Origin of the sequence: Corynebacterium felinum (assembly GCF_030408755.1) — a bacterium.
GTDB classification, from domain to species: Bacteria; Actinomycetota; Actinomycetes; order Mycobacteriales; family Mycobacteriaceae; genus Corynebacterium; species Corynebacterium felinum.
Window position 1 is genome coordinate 3,006,184 of record NZ_CP047209.1, and the last position, 18,851, is coordinate 3,025,034.

18 protein-coding genes are annotated in these 18,851 nt (G+C 54.4%); 7 read left to right on the forward strand and 11 right to left on the reverse strand.

Features of this window, described 5'->3' with window-relative positions; translation table 11 throughout:
* Positions 1-14: 14 nt before the first annotated feature.
* Positions 15-1,274, reverse strand: coding sequence for a serine--tRNA ligase (gene serS, locus CFELI_RS12550; RefSeq protein ID WP_277104482.1), 1,260 nt, complete (start codon positions 1,272-1,274; stop codon positions 15-17).
* A 113-nt stretch (positions 1,275-1,387) separates the two neighbouring features.
* Here serS and CFELI_RS12555 point away from each other — a divergent pair, with 113 nt between their 5' ends.
* Genes CFELI_RS12555 through CFELI_RS12565 form a run of 3 tightly spaced genes read left to right on the forward strand, consistent with a single transcriptional unit; the run spans position 1,388 to position 3,541 of the window.
* Positions 1,388-2,137, forward strand: coding sequence for a GntR family transcriptional regulator (locus CFELI_RS12555; protein WP_277104481.1), 750 nt, complete (start codon positions 1,388-1,390; stop codon positions 2,135-2,137).
* Positions 2,138-2,148: 11 nt separating this feature from the next.
* Positions 2,149-3,171 carry a septum formation family protein gene (locus CFELI_RS12560; protein WP_277104480.1) on the forward strand — a complete coding sequence of 341 codons (1,023 nt, stop codon included), beginning with the start codon at positions 2,149-2,151 and terminating at the stop codon, positions 3,169-3,171.
* A 22-nt stretch (positions 3,172-3,193) separates the two neighbouring features.
* Positions 3,194-3,541 (forward strand): metallopeptidase family protein, encoded by a 348-nt coding sequence (locus CFELI_RS12565; RefSeq protein WP_277104479.1) that lies wholly within the window; start codon positions 3,194-3,196, stop codon positions 3,539-3,541.
* Between the two features lie 11 nt (positions 3,542-3,552).
* On the opposite strand, the gene CFELI_RS12570 is transcribed toward CFELI_RS12565, so the two are convergent.
* The gene (locus CFELI_RS12570) at positions 3,553-4,170 is read right to left on the reverse strand and encodes a hypothetical protein (RefSeq protein WP_277104478.1); all 618 of its coding nucleotides are present in this window, start codon (positions 4,168-4,170) and stop codon (positions 3,553-3,555) included.
* Between the two features lie 227 nt (positions 4,171-4,397).
* Positions 4,398-5,075: a histidine phosphatase family protein gene (locus tag CFELI_RS12575; protein ID WP_277104477.1), complete on the reverse strand. Its 678-nt coding sequence runs from the start codon at positions 5,073-5,075 to the stop codon at positions 4,398-4,400.
* Between the two features lie 371 nt (positions 5,076-5,446).
* On the opposite strand from CFELI_RS12575, the gene CFELI_RS12580 reads away from it, so the two are divergent.
* Positions 5,447-6,643 (forward strand): Fic family protein, encoded by a 1,197-nt coding sequence (locus CFELI_RS12580; protein ID WP_277104476.1) that lies wholly within the window; start codon positions 5,447-5,449, stop codon positions 6,641-6,643.
* Between the two features lie 224 nt (positions 6,644-6,867).
* On the opposite strand, the gene pheA is transcribed toward CFELI_RS12580, so the two are convergent.
* Positions 6,868-7,806, reverse strand: a complete 939-nt coding sequence (pheA, locus tag CFELI_RS12585) for a prephenate dehydratase (RefSeq protein ID WP_277104475.1) — start codon at positions 7,804-7,806, stop codon at positions 6,868-6,870.
* A 42-nt stretch (positions 7,807-7,848) separates the two neighbouring features.
* On the opposite strand from pheA, the gene CFELI_RS12590 reads away from it, so the two are divergent.
* The 3 genes from CFELI_RS12590 (at position 7,849) to CFELI_RS12600 (ending at position 11,214) form a co-directional block, all read left to right on the forward strand.
* The gene (locus CFELI_RS12590) at positions 7,849-9,072 is read left to right on the forward strand and encodes an amidase (RefSeq protein WP_277104474.1); all 1,224 of its coding nucleotides are present in this window, start codon (positions 7,849-7,851) and stop codon (positions 9,070-9,072) included.
* The gene (locus CFELI_RS12595; RefSeq protein WP_277104473.1) at positions 9,060-9,803 is read left to right on the forward strand and encodes a CPBP family intramembrane glutamic endopeptidase; all 744 of its coding nucleotides are present in this window, start codon (positions 9,060-9,062) and stop codon (positions 9,801-9,803) included. Before CFELI_RS12590 ends, CFELI_RS12595 begins: the two co-directional genes overlap by 13 nt.
* A gap of 85 nt (positions 9,804-9,888) precedes the next feature.
* Entirely contained in the window at positions 9,889-11,214 is a 1,326-nt protein-coding gene (locus CFELI_RS12600; RefSeq protein ID WP_277104487.1) for an LCP family protein, read from the forward strand.
* A 235-nt stretch (positions 11,215-11,449) separates the two neighbouring features.
* Here CFELI_RS12600 and CFELI_RS12605 read toward each other — a convergent pair whose 3' ends face one another.
* The 7 genes from CFELI_RS12605 to CFELI_RS12635 all read right to left on the reverse strand — a co-directional run bounded on the left by CFELI_RS12605 (position 11,450) and on the right by CFELI_RS12635 (position 18,582).
* The gene (locus CFELI_RS12605) at positions 11,450-12,154 is read right to left on the reverse strand and encodes a hypothetical protein (protein ID WP_277104472.1); all 705 of its coding nucleotides are present in this window, start codon (positions 12,152-12,154) and stop codon (positions 11,450-11,452) included.
* Positions 12,151-13,143 carry a permease gene (locus CFELI_RS12610; RefSeq protein WP_277104471.1) on the reverse strand — a complete coding sequence of 331 codons (993 nt, stop codon included), beginning with the start codon at positions 13,141-13,143 and terminating at the stop codon, positions 12,151-12,153. Before CFELI_RS12610 ends, CFELI_RS12605 begins: the two co-directional genes overlap by 4 nt.
* A gap of 208 nt (positions 13,144-13,351) precedes the next feature.
* Positions 13,352-14,848, reverse strand: coding sequence for an alanine/glycine:cation symporter family protein (locus CFELI_RS12615; protein ID WP_277104470.1), 1,497 nt, complete (start codon positions 14,846-14,848; stop codon positions 13,352-13,354).
* 433 nt (positions 14,849-15,281) lie between these two features.
* Positions 15,282-16,193: a DUF5926 family protein gene (locus CFELI_RS12620; protein WP_277104469.1), complete on the reverse strand. Its 912-nt coding sequence runs from the start codon at positions 16,191-16,193 to the stop codon at positions 15,282-15,284.
* A gap of 62 nt (positions 16,194-16,255) precedes the next feature.
* Entirely contained in the window at positions 16,256-16,996 is a 741-nt protein-coding gene (locus tag CFELI_RS12625) for a glycerophosphodiester phosphodiesterase family protein (protein ID WP_277104468.1), read from the reverse strand.
* A 143-nt stretch (positions 16,997-17,139) separates the two neighbouring features.
* Complete coding sequence (locus tag CFELI_RS12630; RefSeq protein ID WP_277104467.1) at positions 17,140-17,361, reverse strand: PspC domain-containing protein; 222 nt, start codon at positions 17,359-17,361, stop codon at positions 17,140-17,142.
* Between the two features lie 267 nt (positions 17,362-17,628).
* Positions 17,629-18,582: an L-lactate dehydrogenase gene (locus CFELI_RS12635; protein ID WP_277104466.1), complete on the reverse strand. Its 954-nt coding sequence runs from the start codon at positions 18,580-18,582 to the stop codon at positions 17,629-17,631.
* Positions 18,583-18,851 lie beyond the last annotated feature (269 nt).

Sequence of the window (18,851 nt, forward strand, 5' to 3'; positions counted from 1 at the left end):
CGAAACGCCGCACCCTACTTCTGAGGCTCCAGCACTTCCTTACCCACAAATGGGCGCAACGCCTCAGGCACAACAACAGAACCATCAGCCTGCTGATTATTCTCCAAAATCGCCACCAACCAACGAGTAGTCGCCAACGTACCGTTGAGCGTCGCAGCCACCTGAGTACGACCATCCTGATCACGGTAACGGGTCTGCAAACGGCGCGCCTGGAAAGTGGTGCAGTTCGAAGTACTAGTCAGCTCACGGTACGTGCCCTGGGAAGGAATCCACGCCTCAGTATCAAACTTACGCGCCGCCGAAGAACCAAGATCCCCACCAGCAACATCAATAATGCGGTATGGAACCTCCACAGCAGAGAGCATGTCACGTTCCATAGCCAGCAACGCCTGGTGCTGCGCTGCAGCCTCCTCAGGCTTGCAATACACAAACATTTCCAACTTATCGAACTGGTGCACACGCAAAATACCGCGGGTGTCCTTGCCATACGAACCCGCCTCACGGCGGAAGCAGGACGACCAACCCGCATACTTCACAGGACCCTGGCTCAAATCGATAATTTCATCCTGGTGGTAGCCAGCCAACGCAACCTCGGAAGTACCAACAAGATAAAGGTTGTCGCGCTCCAGGTAGTAAATCTCCTCGGAGTGCTCACCCAAGAAACCGGTACCGCTCATCACCTCAGGGCGCACCAGCACTGGGGGAATCATAAGGCTAAAGCCTGCTTCGCGGGCCTTTTGCGCAGCCAGGGTGAGCATGCCCAGCTGCAGGAATGCGCCGTCGCCAGTCAGGTAGTAGAAACGTGCGCCACCGACCTTGGTGCCACGCTTGACATCGATCAGCCCTAGGGATTCACCCAAGTCAAGGTGATCTTTCGGCTCGAAATCAAACACCTTCGGCTCACCCACATGCTCAAGGACCACGAAGTCATCTTCACCACCGGCAGGTGCGCCTTCAACAATGTTATCCAGCTTCATCTGCAGCTGGTACACCTGCTCCTCGGCAGCCTTTTGCGCTTCTTCGGCTTCCTTGACTTTCGCCTTGAGCTCGTTGGAACCTTCCAGCAATGCGGGGCGATCCTCAGGGGCGGCCTGGCCAATCTTTTTGCCGAAAGCCTTCTGCTGGCTTCGCAGCTCGTCCGCTACCTGAATGGCCTCGCGGCGGGTTTCATCAGCAGAGATAAGAGCATCAACCAGCTCGGGGTCAGCACCGCGGGTGCGCTGCGACTCGCGGACAACATCAGGATTTTCGCGGAGGAACTTTAGATCAATCACGCCTAACAGCCTACCTTGCAGCACGGGTTGAGGCAGAACCCTGAACCGAAAACCTTGAAGAAAAGAACCCCAAACCCCCACTGGTTATTACCACTGCGGGTAATATGTTTTATATGGCCGACACTCATAAGGAGATGCCCGCCAGGCCCCTGACTGACGGGAGCGCTACTCCGAAACACCAACAACTCAGGGAAATTCTGGAAGAATACTGCGCCAACCACCTTCAGCCAGGCGACATGCTGCCCGGAGAACGAGCTCTGGAAGAAACCTACGGGGTGAGCCGAATAACGGTGCGTCGCGCAATCGGCGACCTTGTCGCCAGCGGAAAACTTCGTCGCGCACGCGGCAAGGGCACCTTCGTTGCCCACGCCCCGCTGGTAGCCAGGCTGCATCTGGCGAGCTTTTCTAACGAGATGGCTGCGCAGAATATTGATTCCACCTCGAAGATCCTTTCCTCTTCGTGGCGTCCGGCACCGGAGGAAGTACGTTCGTTTTTCCAGACTCCACCGCAGCAGGCGCATACACATTTGTCGCGGTTGCGCTTGGGTAATGGGCGCCCATTTTGCATTGATCATGGCTGGTACAACTCCAGTTTCGCCCCGGATTTATTAGAAAACGATGTTTATAATTCGGTTTATGCGATTTTAGAGAATCAATATGGGGTGGCTATTGATAATGCGGAGCAAATCGTCAGTGCGGTTGCGGCAACGCGGGAGGAAGCGCAACTTTTAGATGTTGCAGAAGCCACTCCTTTATTAAAGGTGATTAGGCTGTCACGCTGCGGAAATAAGCCGATCGAATGGTGTGCATCTGTGTATAGGACGGATCGTTATGCTTTGCGCACGCTGATTACTAAGGCATGATGGAAAGCACTATGAATACTTTTTGGCGTTCCGCACAGGCGACCCGCGTTTTGCTGGTTGCTGCTTTGGCATCCACTTCCGCTGTGGGCGGGTATTCTTTTGTGAAGAGTTCTCAGTCGCCTTCGAAGAATGTTTCTGCATCGCCGGTGTCGAGTGCCGCGGCGGATGCTAGTGATGCCTTAAACCGTACGGTGTCGTTTACGTCCGCGGACGCTGGTTCCTGTGTGACCTGGAAGGTTGAGGGGGATAAGATCACGGATTTTGAGCAGACAGATTGTGCTGCTCCGCACCGTTTTGAGGTGTCGTTCCGTGAGAATTTGGCAACTTATCCGAGTTCGGAGTTTGGCCCGAATGCGAAGATGCCGAATCAGACACGTCAGGCGCAGCTGCGTGAGGAGCTGTGCTTAGCCCCCACTATGCAGTATATGGAGGGCATGTTTGACCAGTTAGGTAAGTATTCTGTGGCGTCGATTTTACCGCCACAGGAGTCGTGGGATGCTGGCGATCGCACGTTGTTGTGCGGCATTCAGGCGACAGATGAAAATGGTGTTGCTGTGGCGACGTCGGGGAAGGCGAAGCAGCAAGATCAGTCGCGGGTGGTCAATGCGGGTCAGTGTGTTGCTGTGGATGCAACGAGCGCAACGAAGGTGGTGGATTGTGCTGCGCCGCATCAGCTGGAGGCAACAGCGGTGGTGGATTTGTTGCAGGTTTTCCCGAACCATACCCCTTCGTTAGAGGAGCAAGATCAGCATCTCAGCAAGGCTTGCACGCAGGCTGCTAGGGATTATTTGGGTGGGGATGATCCTTTGTATTATTCGACGTTGAAGCCGTTTTGGACAACAATTCCCGCAAATTCGTGGAGTGGTGGTTCACATAGTGTGAATTGTTCGTTGATTTTTGTTGAAGGCCCCGGCTTTGCCACGTTGGAGGGTAGTGCGAAGGGAACGTTTACGATTAATGGCAATCCGCCGGAAACTCGCCCGGAGCGTGCGCCGATTGTGAATCCTGAGGCGTTGGAAGAGCTGAATCGTTAGTGTGTGAAAGGGGTGCGTGTGTGTGATTGAGGTTTCTGATGAGCGCTTTGAGGAGCTTGTCGACGCCGCCCTTGCGCTCATCCCCGATTCGATTACGCGTCACATCACCAATGTTGCTGTGCTGATTGAAGATTTCTGCGAGGGCTCGCCTTATACGCTTGGACTGTATACGGGTGTGGCGTTAACGGAGCGGGAGTTTGATCATTCTGGTTTCTTGCCGGATACGATCACGATTTACCGCGGGGCTCTCAAGCAGGTGTGTTTTTCTGAGGAAGAGCTGGTGGAGCAGGTGCGGATTACTGTGCTGCATGAGATTGGCCATTATTTTGGCCTCGATGAGGATGATCTTGATCGCCTCGGCTACGCCTAATACCCAGGTTTTTACTCATAGATTTCTAGGCAAAGGTATTCACTGAATCCCGGCCAGTATTTTTCACCGACCAGCGGCCGGGCGTGCGCGATTGCGCGCCGGAGGTAAACTTTTTTGGGGCCGATCTCATCCTCATACTCATCATCATTGCAGATCATGATTTCTTTCTGTATGTCTGCAACGTCGAACAGGGCGTGGAGGAAGACACTCAGGCTTGGCGCTAGTGGCATTTTTTCGCTACTACCAGTGAGCATCCCGTACACAATTCCAGTATCGCAGTGCACAAACGCAGCTCCGTCTCCTGCTTCGTGCCCAAAGAATACGCATTCTCCCCTATCCCAATCTGGGTCGAGTTCGTACTCGGCGGTTTCTGGGTTTTTCACAAGTGCCCACCCTTCGGCCAGCGCACGGGAGGATTCTAGTGGCACGAAGACGAAAAATTGCCCTAAGCCTGGGTAGAGGTTAGACGAGAACGTTACTGCGCTGTAAAACTCAGCAACTTCGCCTGTGATCTCCTGAAACAGGGGTGGTTGCGGTGCAAGTTCGCGGGGTTCGGTGATACGTACTGGTTCGTTCAGATCGCTGTGCTTAGCCCATTCCACAAATCGTTGCAGTAGTTGTTTTTCCACCTTTACCTCCCTGTTTGTTCCTTCGGAATTGTACATAAGCACCGTTGCCTTCATGAGTGTTTGTGCCAAACATTTTTCGCAGTCTTTGAGCGCTTACTCGACCAATCCATCACACTCCCCCACTCCCAGCCACCTTGTGCGCGAAAAGGTCGAGTAACCTCGCGTGAGGCTGTTCATGGGTTTGGTTTTGCGGTAGGACTGTGCGTTCAAAGATGCGCGTAAGTCACTTAATCTAAAGGGGTGTCAGCCCAGCGGCTCACGTGCCACTGGCCGAAATCACCTCGGGGTTCAATAACAGTCAATGACGCATTATTCACATACGTATTGCGCAATACATCATCAGGAACATCCGTTCCAAAACGCCCGATCAGCCTAATAGCAGCGCCGTGTGCAACAACGAGGGTGTCGGAATTGCTGGCTGTGGCGGCGTCGGCAAGCAAGCGCAGCGTCGGCACAGCGCGACCTAAAAATTCTTCTGCACTCTCACCCCCAGGCATCCTGGCTGAGAAATCACCCGACAACCACGCCCGCATCGCCCGCATATACACCTGATGCGCCGAAGGCGAAGAACTCCCCTCTATATCACCAGCAAAAATCTCATGAATCCCCCCAACAGAGGACACCGGCGTGCGCAACTGCCCGCAACTAATCGCCTCAACCTGTACCCCCTCAAAAGCCGCAACCGCCAGCATCATCGTTTGCTGCGCCCGCATCGCATAGGAGCTGACCGCACACCCCAGCCTGCCCGTCACCTCACCCAACCGGCGCCCAGCAGCAACAGCCTGCTCGCGGCCAATCACCGTTAATTCCGCGCCCGGCAACTGCGTATCAAAAATAGCCCGCGCATTCGCATGCGTACGCCCATGCCGCATTACAATCAACCGACCGCCCACAACAACTCCCATCAATCACGCAAAAACAAGCAGCACATCACAAATGTAGCTGCATCTGAGTTTAAGCCTCCACTCCACACAGTTCGACTTCAAAACCCCACCACAAGAACTGACCACACCGTGAAGTAATCAAAGTGCCAGACACCTAGGTCAACCGCTGAACGTCGCCTTTTCGCAGCTGTGAACGATAGGCTTACTGTTGAGAGAAATCACGACATTGCAGGTGACAAAGACTGTACAGTTATCCAGAAAAATAATGGACAATGGAATCGTCTTTTTTCCGCACAATTCCTAAGAATTTAGGTATTGAAGTGCTATGATAGCTGAACACTTTTTGGACAATCCAAGGGACATCACCTTAACCTACGCACCAAGGAACAGCAATGGCACATAAGACTTATGAAAAGACCCACCCATGGCTTAGCTTCTCCCTTGATATATCTCAACTGTCTCCTGTGACGTGGATGAAATTGGGGGAAATTGTTTCGAAATACGACCATGTGTGTGGAGCACCTTTAGCACCAACTGCAGCACAAAAGCTCAATTTGATCTACCTCTCAAAAGGCATTCATGCGACAACCAGTATCGAAGGGAACACTCTCTCCGAGGAAGAAGTCGCACTGCGCATTAAGGGGCAATTAGAGCTGTCGCAATCGCTGGAGTATCAAGGTGAAGAAATCGATAATCTACTCGAAGCACTGAACACAATCAGGGAAGAATGCACGAGTGGATGCGCCCAACCCCTCAGCATCGAAAAGATTAAGCATTTCAACAAGTTAATTCTTCGAGGACAGCCCCTCAGAGACGATGTAGTACCTGGTGAATTTAGGCACTCAAACGTTCTTGTCGGTACCGTTTATCGAGGAGCACCCCCTGAAGACGTTGATTACCTCATGGAACGGTTCATTGAATTCATCAATACCGATCTGGTCACAGATCACGAAGACTACAAGAAGCCCGTTCTCATCCTTCGCGCAATCCTCGCCCATCTCTACCTAGCGTGGATTCATCCATTCGGCGATGGTAATGGTCGCACTGCACGCCTTATTGAAACCCAATTGCTCTTCGAGGCAGGACTGCCAGCACCTTCTGCACACCTTTTGTCGGATTTCTACAACAGAACCCGCGCTAAGTACTACCTTGCACTTGAAAGAGCCAGCAAGCTTGCTAATCTCCAAGAGGGATTGCTCGGCTTCATTGAATACGCAGTTGACGGCCTTCTCGATGGGCTTCGCGATCAGGTGAAATATATCCAAGGAATTCAAATAGACATCGCATGGGTGAATTTTATTCACGAAGTATTTGCTGCTGAAGACCACACTCCTGCGCAAAAACGGAGAAAAACACTAGCACTTGCCATGCCTTATATCGGGCCAGACAAGAGAGGAATTTCTAAGAAAGAACTCACCAGACTGACACCTGAGCTCGCTGAGCTCTATGCGCATTCAACAAGTCGAACCCTCTCGCGTGATGTCAACGAACTACTAAATCTCAAGCTCATCGTTGAAAGAGCACAAGGGTATTCTTCCAATAAAATGCTAATGTCCGCATTTTTACCGGATACGATGACCACCACATAGCACAATCGTGCGGTTCCGCCTTTTCATTTCAGACTCGCACGGCTGACAGTGCGGAAACTGTCTTGGGTGTGCTGGGGACTCTGCTAAAAATCCCCAGCACATCTCTGCACAGATCGAATATTTATCACTGTTCTCAAACGCTTCTTGATTTTCATCAGCCGTACTACGGCATCCTCGTGACTAGTGCTTCATCTCTCTATGCAGCGACGTCCGCACAAACATGATTAGCGCTCAAGCAAACCCTGCACCCACTCCTGGGCTTGGATGCGACGGGCATGATCTTGAGCCAACATCCGCACCCGCTCACAAGCGTCATGCGCAGGCCACGAGCCTAAGAAACTGATCTGATCGCACTGCAGATACAGTGCACGCAACGCCTCAGCCACGGGCAGATCCGCAATGTGTCCGTGGATATCCACATGGAACCGGTAGGTTCCTAAACCATTTTCAATCGGGCGGGACTCAATGCGTGACAAATCCACCCCACGCAGTGAAAATTCAGTCAGCGCCCGCACCAGCGAACCCGGCTCATTTCGCAAAATAAACACCACCGCCGTGCGATCCACACCCGTGCGCGCAGTGGGCGCAGCCTGCTTACCCACTAACACAAAGCGGGTGCGCGCCCCCGCCTTATCAGCAATCTGATCCGCCACAATATCCAGCCCGTAGAGTGTTGCCGCCGCTGCCGGGGCGGCCGCAATATCGGCTTTCCCCTCAGCCACTAAGCCCGCACCCGCCGCATTCGAGGAAGCGGGCACGAACTCATGATCCCCAATGGTGTCGCACACCCACTTCTTTACCTGCTGATACGCCACGGGGTGGCAGGTGACCGTGCGGCACTGTGCAAGATCTGTCCCGGGTGCAAGCATCATTGAAAAGGCGATGGGAAGATCCACCTCGTAGAAGATCTGCACCCCCTCACCCGCAGCAATCGCATCAAATGTGGGGGTGACTGGCCCGTCGACGGAGTTTTCTATCGCCACACACGCATAATCTGCCGTGCCTTCGCGCACGAGGTCGATGGCTTCGCGGGGGCTGGCGACCGGTAGTGGGGTAATCCTGTGATCATCGCTGTTGGGGAGATGACCAAGCCGGTGAAATTCCCAGAGTGCAGCTTCGGTGAACGTTCCGGCGGGGCCAAGGTAGGCGATAGTGGTGTTCATGAAGCATAAGCTTAATGGAGTTTTTGAGTACTCTTAGGCATCATGGCAGATTCTCTTGAGGCATTGGTGCAAAAGGTGCAGTCATTGCGCCCTGAGGAACACGGTTTCGCATATTTCGACCCCGATATTCTCACCAGCTGTTTATCAGGGGCACACACTCAGCCCACCCAGCGCCGCCCGCAAGAGAAAAACCTCAGGTTGTCGGGGTGGATTATCCCGGCGAAAGATTTAAGCGATGTGGCAGGAATGCCGACCACAATGGGCAATGCCTCACGCAGGTACATCGCAGCTGACACTGATGCATTTGTTGCTCGTTACCAGCGCCAAGGCGCACTCGTGCCTGGGAAGTCACTGAGCCCTGAGATGGGATTATCCGCCTACACCGAGCCGGTAGGTTTGCCGCATCCCGATAACCCCACGCAGCCTGGGCACACGCCTGGGGGTTCTTCGGGTGGTGCGGCTGTGATGGTTGCCAGAGGTCTCGTTCGTGCCGCGCATGCGACTGATGGTGGCGGGTCGATTCGTGTTCCCGCAGCCTGTACGGGGTTGGTGGGTTTTAAACCAGCGCATGATACAACGAATGCCAATCCGGTGGCGCAGGGCTTTTTAACCAGCACGCTGGCTGATTCTGCCTATGTTCACGGCATCACCCCGCAGCGGCAGTTACGCCGGTTGCGGGTGGGGGTGCTCACCACCCCAGTGCATGCTGACGTTGAAGTGGCTGACCATATGGGGGCTGCAGTGGAGAAGGCTGCCGGGTTTTTGTCTGCAGTTGGCCATGAGGTGGTTGAGGTTGCCCGCCCCTATGGGGATGGGCCGTTTTTGGCTTTTCAGCACGTGTTGTGTGCACGTGCGCGTCGAATCCCGGGCCCTGCTTCACCGTTGGTGGAGTGGTTGCGGGCGCAAGGTGAAGCTTTGAGTGATCGTGCGCACCAGCAGGCGGTTGAGACTTTTATGTCGGTGCGTTCCTTAGTCTTGGCGGCGTGGGATTGCGACGTGCTGTTAAGTCCGATGTTGGCTTTTGATCCGCCGAAGATTGGGCACTTTTCTTCGATGTCTCCGGACGAGGATTTTTATGCCCAAACACAGTGGACGCCGTGGGCGACGATGTTTAATATGTCGGGTTTGGCGGCGTTGTGTTTCCCCTATGCTTCGGTGCGCACCCCGATTCATTTAGGGGCGTTGCGGGTCAGTGCGGCGGAGCTGTTTGCGCTTGCCGCGCAGTTGGATGAGGGTGTGAAAGGTGGGCGGTTGTGCAGTCGGTAGTGCGCTCGCGGCTTGTTGCTGAGCTGTGTATTGTTTTGGTGATCACCTTTGGTGTGTCTGGTCTTCGAGCGGGGTTGCGGCTGGTCAATGCGGTGTTGTCGCCGCAGCCGTTGGGTTCGCAGACGGTGACGTTGAATGCGCAGCAAAGCCCGCATGCGTTGATTGATATTGGGTTGCAGTTGTGTAGTGCGGCTGTGTTGTTTGGGTGGGGTTTTTTGGCGCTGTTTTTGCTTCAGACGCCGATTTTTCAGATGAGTGCTCGTGAGTTTCGGCGTTGGTGTGTGCAGGGGTTGGGGCTTGCGGCGTTGATTGGTGTGCCGGGTTTGGGTTTGTATCTGGCGTCTGTGGCGTTGGATTTGAGTAAGCAGGTTGTTCCGGCGTCGTTTGATCAGGCGTGGTGGGAGATCCCGGTGTTGTTGCTGTGGTCGTCGGCGAATGCGTTTGCTGAAGAGGTTGTGGTGGTGATGTGGTTGCTGCTGCGGTTGCGGCAGTTGGGGGTTCATGCTGGTTGGGCTGTTGCAGCGTCGGCGGTGTTGCGGGGTAGTTATCACTTGTATCAGGGGTTTTCGGCGGGTGTGGGCAATGTGGTGATGGGGGTTGTGTTTGCGTATTTCTTCCACCGTACGGGCAAGATTTGGCCGTTGATTCTTGCGCATTTCTTTATCGACGCCGTGGCTTTTGTTGGCTCGAGTGTGCTGGGTTCGCAGCTGCACACACTGCTTGGATTCTAAGTACTATCTGGGAATTTGCTGTATTTGCGGTTGCCTTTCTCACACATATTCTTCGCTGGCTACTACTGTTGTAACCATGACTCAGATGGGATCGAATCGCGGCGACGAGTTCCTCCGCGACAAAGAGGGCAAACTCATCACCGACCGCTTCGGTAGGCCCATTCGGCGCCGGAGTGCGTCTTCATCGCGCTCTGACATCCCGCCTCGCTCGGCGCGTACGCCGCGAGACGGCAGCGTGGGGGGTTCGGCGCGGCCTTCGCAAGGCTTGGTCGATCCGGCGCGTGGTGGAGGTGGTGTGGGTTCGTCGCGTGCTGGCGCGTCAATGCAGCATACGCGTTTTGATATTCCGGCCCAGCCTTCTGCTTCCCCGCAGTCGCAGGCCCCTCGCCCGACGCGGATTCCGCGGTCGAGCCAGGCGGGTTCGCATGTGGCGGGGCAAACTCCACGTCAGTATTATCCGCCGAGCGCTCCTACTGGGGCTAAGGCGTTGCGACGGCGTGGTTTCCGTTTGCGCCCACGTGGCTGCTTGGGGGGTGTGGGCATGCTGGTGTTGGTTGTTCTTGTGCTCAGTCTTGCGGGCACGTTGTGGTTGGATAGCCGGTTGAATCGTGTGCAGGCTTCCCCACAGGTGCGGATTGCTGATACTGCGGGGACGAACTGGTTGTTGGTGGGTTCGGATTCCCGTGAGGGGATGAGTGAGGAGGATGTGCAGCGTCTGGGTACTGGTGGGGATATTGGTTCGCGCCGTACCGATACGATCATGGTGCTGCATATTCCGTTGACGGGCCAGTCGACGTTGGTGTCTTTGCCGCGTGATTCTTATGTGGAGATCCCTGGGTTTGGGATGAATAAGATCAATGCTGCTTTTACTTTTGGTGGGGCCCCACTGTTGACGCAGACGGTGGAGCAGGCCACTGGTTTGTCTATTGATCACTATGCCGAGATTGGCATGGGTGGTTTGGCGAATGTGGTTGATGCCGTGGGTGGTATTCAGATTTGCCCTGATCAGCCTATTGATGATCCTTTGGCGAATTTGAATATTCAGGCTGGCTGCCAGCAGGCTGATGGTCCTACTGCGTTGGGTTATGTGCGCACTCGTGCTACTGCCTTGGGTGATCTTGATCGTGTGCAGCGCCAGCGCGAGTTCTTCTCCGCTTTGGTTGATAAGGCTTCGAGTACGTCGACGTTTGTTAATCCGTTGCGGGCGTTGCCCACGATCAACGCGGTGGCGGGTAGTTTCACTGTGGGTGAGCGTGACCATGTGTGGAATTTGATGCGTGTGGCACTTGCGATGCGCGGCGGTATGAAGACTGAGACTGTGCCGTATGCTGGTTTCGCTGATTATGATGTCGGAAACGTCGTGATCTGGGATGAGCAGGGTGCCCAAGCGCTGTTTGATTCTTTGCGTTAACGAGGTTTTCTACTCGTCATGTGGTGGGCAGTCTTGCCTGCACATTATTCAAGGGCTGGTGGCAACGCCAGCCCTTGAACTGTGTGCCGACTCAAAGAAAAGCGATTGATTCAAAAATAAGAGTGAGAGTTTCAGTACGATAGCCGAAAAATGACCTGCGGTTTTATAAGTAGCATGTGCTCTATCTCTCACTGTTAGCTTTTACTGCGGGGTGAACGAGTGCTGAATGCACAAGTCATCCCCGCTCATAGCCAGCCGCTTCGGTCATGTGTGCACTTGTTACTTCCGCCAGTGGAATCCACTGGCGCTTTGCGTTCGCGGAGCCAGGTTCGAGGTGGACTATGACCTTCACCCAGGAAAAATCGGGTATTTCGGCAAGCTTGAGGCCAGGATCTACTAGTTCCACCTCGAAGGTTCGGGCGTCTGCTGCGCAGCAGATCACGGATACGCGCGAAAGATAGACGCCTTGGTCGGTGCTACGTATTTGCCCGTGGAGTGTGATTTCGCGCCCTACAAGACGATTATCGGCAGGTTCGCCTGCGCGCACCACCGCTTCCCGCAGTGAGATTTCCGGCACCCCGGGTGGAAGATCGGGCACAAGATCGGTGCCAACATAACTCACGCGGGTGCTGTGGTTGGCTTGTTGTACCTGTGTGGTGTTCAGAGCCACGGGCGAAAACCCAACGATGATGAGCGCAAGCAGCCCGATTGCTAGTGGGCTCAGGGGTGAGCTTTTCTCCCCGCAACCGCAGCTGGTTGCACACGTTGGCCTTTCTGCGATGCTCACGGTCATGGCTGCGAGCACCACCAAGACTGCACCCAGGCTGAGCACCACACTGGTCGGAAGTGTCACCCAGGCGAGGTGATCCCCGCGCAACCCGGCGCGAATCAGGCCCCCGCCTACAACGGCGAGTAGGAGTCCTGTGAGGAAGTTTTTCACCGCAGCCACCCCCACAGCAGCGCGATGACGAGAGTTGCGAGAATACCGCCGCCGAATCCGGCTACAGCTACTAGTCGTGCGGGTTTAGGTCCTAAGATTCCTGCCATCATGCTAAAGAGTTTTACGTCGATGATCGGCCCTACGGTGAGGAAGGATAGTGCGGCGGCGGGGTGTAGGTTGATCAAGGAGGCGGCCACGAAGGCGTCGCCAAGCGAGCACAGTGAGACGATCACCGCGATCACAGCCATCACCACAACCCCAAGCAGCAGGTGTTCGGCGAGCATGTCTGTTGCTTGGCGTGGCAGCAACGCGCTGCCGATCGCGGCAATCAGCCCGCCGATCACAAGGAAGGTGAGCGCGGACACGGCGTCGTGACGCACGAGTGCACACCAGCCATACACACTCCGGTCAACCGTGTCGTGCTGCTGCGTATCAGCAAGCTGGGCAAAACTCTTTTTACCCCACAGCGCAACGCTTAACCCCACCCCCAGCGAAGCCAACAGTCCCGCAGCTAAGCGTGCCGACGCCATCTCCCAGCCCCCAAACGCCACAAACGTCGCCCCCACAACGAGTGGATTAACAGAAGGGGCAGCCACCATGAATGTCATCGCCGTCGCTGGGGCCACACCGGATGCAATCATGCGGCGAGCCAAAAACACCGAGGAACACTCGCAACTAGGAACCAACATGCCCGCCACCGCAGCCGCCCCCACACCCACCACCGGGTGCGAGGGCAACACCTTAGCCCACCGCTGCGGAGTCATCGCCACACCCACAGTGGCTGACGCCAACGAACCCAGCACCACCAGCGGCAAGGCCTGGATACACAAAGCGGCAAAGGTCGTGAGCCCTAGGTGGATGCGCGGGTAATGTGCGTAGATTCCCGCCGCCGCATCAACAAGCGTGGTGGGCAACACCACCACAATAAACGCTGCCAGCAGCACCATCACAAGAATGGGGAGAGGCTGAAAAAACGAACGAATGCCCACCTTCTACTCCTGTCACCCACGCCACAACCTACCACGTGCCCATGGAGGGTGTTTTCTTCGCCCACAACTTTAGTGAAAAGCACCTGCAAACACCGAACTGCACGCACCCTTCACAAGCTATAACCTGCATCTTTAACGCACAAAGCCCCGCGCACCATGCCAAACAACAACATGATGCGCGGGGAACTAGTCGCACTCAAGTAGCAACTTAGGACTGTGCGTTTTTGCGCTCAACCCAGAACTCAGCATTCTTAATGCCCAAAGCTTCTGGATCGAATTCAGGGTCCTTACCGGCCTTCTTCTGCTTGTGGTAATCCCACAGTGCCTTGTGAGCCGGAATCTGCAGGAACAAAATGGCCACAATGTTCAGCCACGCGGTCGCACCCACACCGATATCACCCAACGCCCACGCGGTACCTGGGGTAGTAGTTGCACCCACTACCACCGAAATCACGATCAACACACGCAGCGACCAAATAATGCCGCGACGCACGCCACGGTTTGGAATCCAGCGGTTGAAGTACGCCAGGTTCGTCTCAGCCATGTAGTAGTAAGCCAACACGGTGGTGAAGGCAAAGAGCATGATCGCCAGAGCTACGAAGCTTGGGCCAATGCCCGAAGCGAAGCTGTTCAAGCCCTCCTGGACAAAACCGGGGCCGACCGGAACGCCGTCGCGAAGCGCACCAGCATAGGCCAACTCACCATCTTCACTCTCGCCACGGAACACCTTGTACATGTCGGTCGAAATGATGATGAACGCGGTAGCCGAGCACACAAACAACGTATCAATGTACACAGCAAAGGCCTGCACAAAACCCTGCTTCGCTGGGTGGGAGACCTCAGCAGCAGCAGCGGACTGTGGGCCGGTACCCTGACCAGCTTCGTTGGAGTAAATGCCACGCTTGACACCCCACATGATCGCCACACCCAGCATGCCGCCGAAAGTGGACTCAAGATCGAAAGCGGAACGGAAAATCAGTGAGAATACATCATCGATACGGTCGTAGTTCACCGCCATAATGATCAGCGCAGCAATGATGTACAGCACCGCCATGAACGGAACCACGGTGGCGGCGAAGTTAGCAATGCGCTTAATGCCACCAATAATGATCGCGGCCAGAGACAGACCCAAAATCGCCGCGGAAATCTTGAAATCAATACCCCACGCATTATTAACAGCGGCAGCCACACCATTAGCCTGAATGCCGGGCAGGAAGTAGGAAGTTGCGAGGATCATCGACACGGCAAACACAATGGCGTACAGCAGCATGAACGGCGCAGCAGCAGTGTGCTTATACGCCTTCTCAATGTAGTAGGCAGGACCACCACGATACTCACCGGTATCGCGGTCCTTCTCTTTATAAATCTGGGCAAGAGTACATTCAATAAAGCTCGTGGCCGAACCCAGCAGAGCCACCACCCACATCCAGAACACTGCACCCGGCCCGCCGAACGCGATTGCGGTAGCAACACCAGCAATATTTCCGACACCTACGCGGCCTGCGAGGGAGATCATCAGGGACTGGAAGGAGGAAACACCCGAATCGGATTTTTCACCCGTGCGGATCTGTCGCACCATATCGGGAATGCAACGAATCTGAAGAAAACCCGTAGCGATGGTGAAGAATACGCCCGCACCAAGACACAGGAACACCAAAGCCGGTGACCAGATCACCGAATTCAGTGAGTCAATAATGTTTGCCATCGTGGACAACCTTCCTACTTGAAGCAAGTGGTCCCATGACCACCCTGCCTTGTGACTGCCGTCACCATTACTCACAGAATGTTAGTCATTCTTGAGAAAAAATTGTTAGTCATTGGTGGGAAAAAATAAAGAGCAACCACACATTTTTCCCACCACAGCCATCGAAGATTATTCAACCGGATGCATATTTCCCAGTAGAGGGGCGCTTTTCACCCACAACCCCCACACCACAGCATCCTTCCACCCCTACCCCCTTTACACACCCCCTCCCACCTGCCACATTCCACAACACCACCCCCACAACACCACCCACATTCCCCACAAACCGCCACGACTACACCCCCGCACATGAAAAAGCCGCACCATAAGCACAGCCTCATCACACGTAATCAGGCAGCTTATAGTTCGGCTTTTGCGCACAAGCGCAAAGAATTTACAAAGTCACCTGGCGGGACTTAATGTTCTCCAACTGGCGACGCTCATCCGCAGTCAACGGGGCATCGTTATCCAACTCAGCAACAATCTTGGCATCCAGTGCCTTCAGATCAGCAGGGTAGGTTTCAGGAGCACGCTGCGGATCAAGATCCCACACAGGCACAACAATACCGTGAGTACGGAATACACCAGCAAACTTCGACTCCTCACCCAACTTCAGCTCACCGCGAGCAGCGATACGAGCCAAAGCATGAAGCACCTTATCCTCATGTTCTGGGCGCACCCAACGAATATGAGCCTTCTCACCTGGATTAATCCACCACGCAGTACCAGAAATCTCCGCCTCAACCTTAGCCGAAGGCAACACAGTCTCATTCGCAGCTTCAATAGCGCGCTTATACTCCGCATTGTCCTGCATACCGGCAGGAATCCACCAGTTGAAGTTATCGAATTCCTCGAACACAACATCCTGCTTCGGATCAAGCACATCCACCAGCTTCGGCTCAGTGCCATCCGCGTGCGAACTCTCCAAAGTTTCACCAACCTGTGCGCTCTTCACCCAGTTCAAGGCGAAAGCAAGATCACGGTTAGGGTTACGGGAAGGCTTGTACTGCTGCAAAGCCACCAACGCAACCTCACCCTCAGCATCCTCGCGGACCACAGCTGCGGCACCACCAGGCAGCACAGTGCACAGATACACTGGGCGATCAATGCCAGCAACCTGCACCTTTGCCTTAGCCGACGGGACGAAAGCCTGGACAGCAATCAGGTCAGTTTCAAAGGACAACTCGCCAAAGGGGCGAGGATCGCGCTCAAAAGCGGCGCGCTCAGCGGCACGGGCAGCAAGCTTCGCCTGGCGGCGGCTCATCCCCTCAGGGAGTTGTTCAGCGTTCTTCTTCTTTTTAGCCATGGGATCAAACTTACCTTACAGGCGATACAAACACCCCTCCCCCAACCGCACACGCAACTACGCTACGCTTCAAAACCCGCCTTGATCGCCAACGCCCTGTCGGGGAAATCAGTAGAAATCACCCGCACACCCTGCTCAAGGGCGAAATAAATATCTTCTTCCTCGTTCACCGTCCACATATAAGTCGGCGCTGTGGGGGCGTCGATACGCTCAGGGTGCAGCTTCGCGTGCGCAATCGAAATCCCGTACCCACTAGGGCGCGACCAGCCCATTCGGGCGCTATCAAAAAACTGCTCGTAGTTGCGGCGCAAATAAAAAGTCTCCAACGCCGGCGCCAACTTCCCGATACGCCTGATCGCCGCATGCGAAAACGAAATCACGTGCACCCGCTCACTGTCTAACAAACCGTGGTAACGCAAACGCAAACACACCTGCTCCTCCAACATCCGGCCATGCCGGTGCGGGTGCTTCGCCTCAATATATAAATGCTTATCATCATGGGCGAACACAAGCTCAATCAGCTCATCCAACGTCAACATGCTTTGCGACGCCCACCTCGTGCCGTGCGCACAGTTCAACGACTTCAACCGCGCAGCATTCGTCATCGACACCCACCGTTTTTCCCCCGTTGTGCGCAACGTATTCGCATCATGAGTGCACATCACCTGACCATCAGCCGATAGCCGCACATCAGTTTCCACCCCATGCAACCCCGGCAACTCCAGCGCCTTTTCATACGCCAACCTCGTCATTTCAGGATAAACCCCATTAAAACCACGATGCGCAATGATCAGGGATTCCACGTTTTCTCCTCACTTTCCCCCACACCCCACACAGAGTATGCAAGAAAATAGAAACAACAATTATTTTCAACTTCGCCACCCTCATGCTAGCGCGACCCCCAAAATCCACCACTATCACGGACAACAACACCGCCCCCACGCACTCACCACATGTCTTTCGCGCGACGCTCATGCTCCTGCTTGCTCGGGTAGACCAACCACTGCAACGCATACACCACCACCATCGGCAGCCCGAAAAAATGCGCCCCACAATAAAGCAACCGCACAGTTAAAGGATTCATCCCGTAATACTCGGCAACGCCTGCACACACACCACCGATAATTTTGCCGTCCTCGACTTTATAAAACTCGCCCCTCCGTGCCACTTCACCACTACCCTTCATCGTCGTTTCAGTGAAAAGTCGCAGTAAAAATAAACCAAGCGACTACTATCACGCTACGCTTTCACCCCCTTACACCGCACATGAAATGCCCCCTTCATTCACGCCTACGTTTCGCAGCACCACGCACAAACGGTTTCTTCACCTTGCCTTTACCCAAGATGAAGAAACCGATGTCTTTTCCCACAAACCCCCCGCATCTAATCGACTACAACGTGGTGAAAACCCACGAAGACGTCGCAATGCGTGAACCTAGGAGTCTAGAAAAAACTCTTTCTGAATGCTACGCAAAACATCACAGGAATGAGTAAAGCGTTCCTTCTCATGATCAGAAAGTTCCAATTCCACCACACGACGAATACCACGACGGTTAATAATCGCAGGAGTGCCAATATAAATATCCTCCTGGCCATACTCACCCTGCAGCAACGCCGACACCGGCAACGCTACGTCCTGATTCTGCAGCACAGCACGGGTAATACGAGCAAGGCCCATGCCGATGCCATAGGATGTCGAGCCCTTCGCATCGATGATCTTATACGCCGCATCGCGGGTTTCCTCAAAGATCTTCTCCAGCTCTTCTTCCAAGCCAGGAGTCTTCTCCAACTGCTTACGCATACTCACACCAGCAACAGTTGCGGAAGAAAGTACAGGAAGCTCCGTATCCCCATGCTCACCAATGATGTAGGCGTGAATAGAAGTAGGCGCAACCTCATAACGCTCACCCAGCATGTAGCGGAAACGCGCCGAATCCAACACAGTGCCGGAACCAATCACACGATGCCAATCCAGACCAGAGTAACGCCACACAGCGTAGGTAAGAATATCCACCGGATTAGAAGCAATGAGGAAGATACCGTCGAAGCCCTGCGCCATCACGTTATCCACGATGGTCTTCATAATCTTCATGTTCTTATCCACCAGCTGCAGGCGAGTCTCGCCTGGCTTTTGGGCAGCACCCGCGCAGATAACCACCATGGCAGCATCAGCACAATCCTCATAACTGCCCTTAGTTACCTTGGTACGCGAAGGAGCCCACACCACACCGTGGTTTAAGTCCATGACGTTGCCCTCAAGCTTCTTTTCATCAATATCAATGATGGCAAGATGATCACAGATTCCCTGATTGACCAACGCATAGGAAAAAGCGACGCCAACATCACCAGCGCCGATGAGAACAACCTTGTTTCCGACAATATCTTTCATAGTGCGAACTCTTCTTCCTCGAAGCCCCCAGACACTGAACACAATCAGGGGCTGGTGATGTAGTGGAATTTTTTTAAAACAGCGCCCCCACGCTGTTTATCCTCAACACTTGTGAAAATCGCCCACCACAAACCGGTGAGCCGACACTTCCGAAGAGGTAATCCCGCGCGAAGCCACCATCTCCAGTATGCCCGAAGTGTTGGTGATATGCCCGATTGAAAACGGTATCTGTGGCAAATATCCCACTCTTATGCCCACTTCACGCCCGA